The sequence below is a fragment of the Calditrichota bacterium genome, assembly GCA_013151735.1.
Classification (GTDB): Bacteria; Zhuqueibacterota; JdFR-76; order JdFR-76; family BMS3Abin05; genus BMS3Abin05.
Genome location: JAADHR010000144.1, coordinates 1 through 4,860, shown reverse-complemented (window position 1 = coordinate 4,860; position 4,860 = coordinate 1). Strand labels below are relative to the sequence as shown.

6 protein-coding genes are annotated in these 4,860 nt (G+C 51.7%); all 6 read right to left on the bottom strand.

What is annotated here, in order from left to right; all coding sequences use genetic code 11:
- Window positions 1–562: tetraacyldisaccharide 4'-kinase (lpxK, locus tag GXO76_10275; protein ID NOY78240.1), on the bottom strand; the 562-nt coding region annotated here is incomplete at its 3' end.
- Window positions 543–1,217: a lysophospholipid acyltransferase family protein gene (locus GXO76_10270; GenBank protein NOY78239.1), complete on the bottom strand. Its 675-nt coding sequence runs from the start codon at window positions 1,215–1,217 to the stop codon at window positions 543–545. The genes GXO76_10270 and lpxK, both read right to left, overlap by 20 nt.
- On the bottom strand, window positions 1,214–1,555 hold the full coding sequence (locus tag GXO76_10265; GenBank protein ID NOY78238.1) for a hypothetical protein: 342 nt from the start codon (window positions 1,553–1,555) through the stop codon (window positions 1,214–1,216). The genes GXO76_10270 and GXO76_10265 overlap by 4 nt, the downstream gene beginning before the upstream one ends.
- Window positions 1,530–2,345, bottom strand: a complete 816-nt coding sequence (lpxB, locus tag GXO76_10260; protein ID NOY78237.1) for a lipid-A-disaccharide synthase — start codon at window positions 2,343–2,345, stop codon at window positions 1,530–1,532. The genes GXO76_10265 and lpxB overlap by 26 nt, the downstream gene beginning before the upstream one ends.
- Window positions 2,346–2,355: 10 nt before the next feature.
- Window positions 2,356–2,931, bottom strand: coding sequence for an isoprenylcysteine carboxylmethyltransferase family protein (locus tag GXO76_10255; GenBank protein ID NOY78236.1), 576 nt, complete (start codon window positions 2,929–2,931; stop codon window positions 2,356–2,358).
- A gap of 129 nt (window positions 2,932–3,060) precedes the next feature.
- Entirely contained in the window at window positions 3,061–4,056 is a 996-nt protein-coding gene (locus tag GXO76_10250) for a Gfo/Idh/MocA family oxidoreductase (GenBank protein ID NOY78235.1), read from the bottom strand.
- Window positions 4,057–4,860: the final 804 nt, after the last annotated feature.

The window sequence follows — 4,860 nt, the reverse complement described above, 5'->3', positions numbered from 1 at the left end:
TCAACGCACTCACCGGCTCGCGCAGCCAGCCCGCCGGGAAAACCCGGCCATTCCCAAACGGCCGGGCCGCGTCCAGTACCGCAATCTCAACCTGTTTGGAAAGAGCCCGGTACTGGAATCCATCGTCCAGCAGAAACACGTCCACCGGCTCTTTTCGCCAAAGAGCCAATCCACCCCTCCATCTATTTTTATCGACAACAATGGGGACGCCCTTTAGGTTTTGGAAGATCAGATAGGGTTCATCGCCTATTTTTTCAGGGGTTACCTCCGATTCCCCTTCAAAAACCAGAACGCTTTCTTTGGACACCCGTCCGTAACCCCGGGTGAGAATCCCCACTCGCTTCCCGCGCGCCCTGTACATTTGGCCCAGCAAAATCACAATGGGCGTTTTACCCGTGCCTCCCACGGTCACATTGCCGACACTCACAACGGGAGCAGGCACCCAGTGGACGGTGAAAATGCCCCAATCGTACAACCGGTTCCGCAAACGGATGATTCCCTCATACAGCCAGGACAGCGGAATGAGCAGAGGCAAAAGCCCCTTAAGTCTGGAAAAATTCATCAGCCTGTTTTTCTACCTGAGTTAGTCGTCTTTCAATTTCCGGAATGAACGCCAGCACCTGTTTGGACGTCCAGTGAGACGGGATGTAAATCGGCTCTCCGTACGTCACAACCACCTTTGAAAACGGGCGGGGCAGAAGGAAGCGGTCCCAGCTTCGGAATTTTTTCCCGGACGATGCGGCAAACGACATGGGCAAAATCGGAACGCCGCTTCTTTGCGCCAGAAAGGCTGTGCCCGGTTTCATCCGGTGAGCCGGGCCCGTCGGCCCGTCGGGGATGTTGGCAGCACTGCCGCCCCTTTTTAAGATGGAGACCATCTCCTGAAAGGCCTTCCGCCCCCCGCGTGTGCTGGACCCGCGGACGGTTTTGTACCCCAGCATTTTGATCGTACGGGCAATCATTTCCCCATCCCAATGCTGACTGACCAGCACGGTAATTCCCTGGGACCGGTGCACGTAAACCGGCAAAAAGATACGCCCGTGCCAGACGGCGATCAGAAAATTTCCCCCGGCACGTCTCAGCCGCCGGACATGCTCCCAGCCCCGGGTGTGAAATCGCAGGGTAGACCCCAATCCCAGGAAAACGGCCCATCCCAAAAAGGAGGCCAGGTACACCTGAATGCGTTTTGAAAATGAAACAGATTTTTTGCTCTTCATCGCTGATCCACCATGCTTAACGCCAGTTCGGCCACACGGACAGAAGCCCCGGGCGCTCCCAGTTTCTCGCGAATGCGGGAAAGATCGGTTTGAATGCGGCGGTACTCCTGGGCGTCGGTCAGAATTTTCTTAATCACCGGAACCATGACGGCGCTTTTGAAATCGCGTTGAATAAATTCCGGAACAATGCGTCTTCCGGCTACAATATTGACCAGGCCGATGTGATCCACAGAAACCAAGAGTTTTCCCAACAGGTAGGATAATTCCGAAATTTTGTAGGCTACCACAAACGGATTTCCGTACAGAGCGGCCTCAAGCGTGGCCGTACCCGAAGCCACAGGCCACGATCATAAAATGGCTGCTTTGCATGAGAGCGTGTGTCTGAGGGGTAAGAACCAGTCCGGCCGAAAGAAAGGGCGCATAAAAATCGGAGTCGAGCTGCGGCGACCGGCTCACAACCCCCTGCAAATCGGGAAAGAGTTCCTTCAATTTAACAAAGGTACGGATCATTTCCGGCAGGAGTTTCCGGACTTCCTGCGGGCGGCTCCCCGGCAGGAGTCCGAAAATCCGGGTTTCCGGCGGATATCCGAGCGATTGCAGAAACTGTTCCCGGTTCCAATCAAACCGCAAACTGTCCAGCAGCGGATGCCCCACAAAGGTAACATCCACGCCGGCCTCCCGGTAAAGTTTTTCTTCAAAATCAAAAATAACGGCCATTTTATCGACGAGCCGGGCGATTTTTGCAACCCGGCCCTTTCCCCAGGCCCACACCTGAGGACTGATGTAGTACAAGATAGGAATTCCCCGCTTTTTTGCCTGTTTGGCAAAGCGGAGGTTAAAACCGGGATAATCGATTAAAATGAGCAAATCCGGCGGGGCGGTTTCCAGCTCACGCGTCAGCCGGGCGTGAACCTTCCGAATAAATGGGAAATGACGCACAACCTCCGTAAACCCCAGGATGGCCATCTGATCGGTGGAATAAAAACAGGTCATGCCGGCAGCGGCCATTCGGGGGCCTCCGATTCCCACAATGTCCACGTCGGGCCGGCGGCGGCGAATCTCCCGAACCACCCCGGAACCGTGTACATCTCCGGAGGTTTCTCCGGCAATTATCAGGATTCGCGGCACAGACGGCTCCCTACGAAAAAAGTTTCCACCGCGCCCAGAGCACCAGCGCGAAGGTCACAAAACTGGTGAGTGTACTTTTTTCCGAACGAAGGGCTGCCCGCCAGTTACCCGAGCGCGTGTCCCGGTCGGGCCAGGGGGTGAGCCGCGGCACAAACCGCGGTACATGGTTTTTGTAAAGGTCGTACTTGTAGCCAAAATGGCCGGACAGGTAGTCTTCTTCAAGCGAAACGATCAGCCAGTACTGAAGCCCAAACAGCAGGATCACCAGAATCAGCATCCAGGGCATCCAGGCCCAACTGGCAACGGTAAATCCGATTGTAATCAGGAAGTTGCCCACATAAAGGGGATTCCGCACATACGCAAACGGTCCGGAGGTAATCAACTCGTCGCCTCCGGCACCGCTGGTGGTGCGCGTAGCACTTCCGGCGTGGCTCACGCCCCAGATACGCAGCAATTCTCCCAAAAGAGCAATTCCCAATCCGATCAAAAACGAGGGCCACGTTGGCGAGGCCAAAATCAAAACAATAATAATTAAGGGAATAGGCGTGTAACTTCGATTATTAAAAACAACTTCGCGAATATCCAATGGTTTTTCCTTTTTTTTGTTTGAGTGATGATTCGATTTAAGAATATGTTTACCTACTCATTCCACCCATTCCCACGAATGGGTTCTATCGGATTTAAATGGGTGTCATTTGTGGATTTTAAAGCAACCTCAGTGATACAACTTTGCGTGTTCGTGGACCTGCTCCATAATTTGAAGCGCCACACTCAGGGCATTCCGGCCGTCCTCCCCTGTTACCGGGGGATTGGTATCGTTTTGAATCGCCGTTACAAAGGCGGTTAATTCCTCCTTGAGTGCATTTGTATTTTCACGCGTTCGTTTTTCGTAAAGAATTTGCTTTGAAAACCCTTCGGGGCCTGCTGTGCTGAATGCCAGATGACCGGGCGCTTCCGGGACAGCCGCATCTTTAAGATGGTAAATCTCCGCCTGTTTCTGGAGAAAGTCCAGTGTTACATACGCATCCTTTTGAAATAGTCGCATCTTTCGCATCTTTTTCAGCGAAATGCGGCTGGCCGTCATATTGGCCACGCAGCCGTTGCGAAAACGAATACGGGCGTTGGCAATGTCTGCCTCCCGCGAAGCCACCGCCACTCCGGTCGCGTCGATCATTTCAACAGGACTTTTGACCAGAGTCAAAACCAAATCGATGTCGTGAATCATGAGATCCAGCACCACCGCCACATCGGTTCCCCGGGGATCGAAGGACGCCAGACGGTGGGTTTCGATAAACATGGGCGAAAGCGATTCTCCCTGAATGGCAGCAAAGGCCGGATTAAACCGCTCGATGTGCCCTACCTGAATTTTGAGTCCCTTTTCTGCAGCACTGGTAATTAAGCGGTCCGCCTCCTGCAGGGTGGCGGTTACAGGTTTCTCGATAAAAACATGTTTCCCTGCAGAAAGAGCGGCATCGGCCACTTGCGCATGCGACTGTGTAGGCACCGCAATAATGGCGGCATCTACCGCCTTTAGCAGCGCTTCAAGGGACAAAAAATCGGTTACTTCAAATTCACGGGCTACAGCCAGACGCCGTTGAGCATCGGAATCGTAAACCCCGGCCAATTGGGCCCCGGATATTTCTTTCAGAAGGGCCGTGTGCAGGCGTCCCAATTTCCCCACGCCAACCACACCGACTCGAACCTTTTGCACAAAACCTCCCGGAAATGATAAGAATTAACGTGTTTTTTTGCATTGCCGAATTCACTTAAAAGAGCTTTTACCCGCTCATTCTGCGAATTTTCACGAATTGATTTTATTGAAATTAAATTCGTATCTTGCGCATCATTCGCCGTTCTCAAAGTGAATGCGTTGCTTAAATGTAAAAAAGATTTTTCCAAAATGCAAGATAAGGAAAAAATAGATAGAGAAGAGGGGAAAGATTGAAGTTAAGATTGGGATTAAGAAGAAGATTGAGATTGAGATTAAGATTGAGAAGAAAAAGGAAAAGGGGGCGTCGCATTCTACATTTTATTTCAATCCTGCCAAAACGCGACAAAGATAATGAATAATGTAGAATGCAGGATGCAAAAATGGAATCTCAATCGTCGCTGTGGTCCCAGGGGGCAAGTCGTGAATTGCCTCTACAAAATTTCAATCCCGCACGGATCCAACCCAACCGCACCAATCCGGGCCCTGAGCCTGTCGAAGGGCCGAACGTCAACCCCGCATTCGCGTGAGCAAAACCTATTATTCGCGCATTCGCGGCAATTATTTCAATCCTGCCGAAGCACGACTCAAATTCTATCAGCCGGTCATTGAGCGAAGTCGAAATGACCTCTCAATCCCCACATCAGTACGATTAAAACGATGCATTAGAATTAGCCACAGAGGACACAGAGGATTATTTCGATCCTATCCTTAATGCGATTAATAGAATGAATAATGTAAAATGCAAGATGCAGAAATGAAATTTCAATCGTCGTTGTGGTCATAGGGGGCAAGTCGTGAATTGCC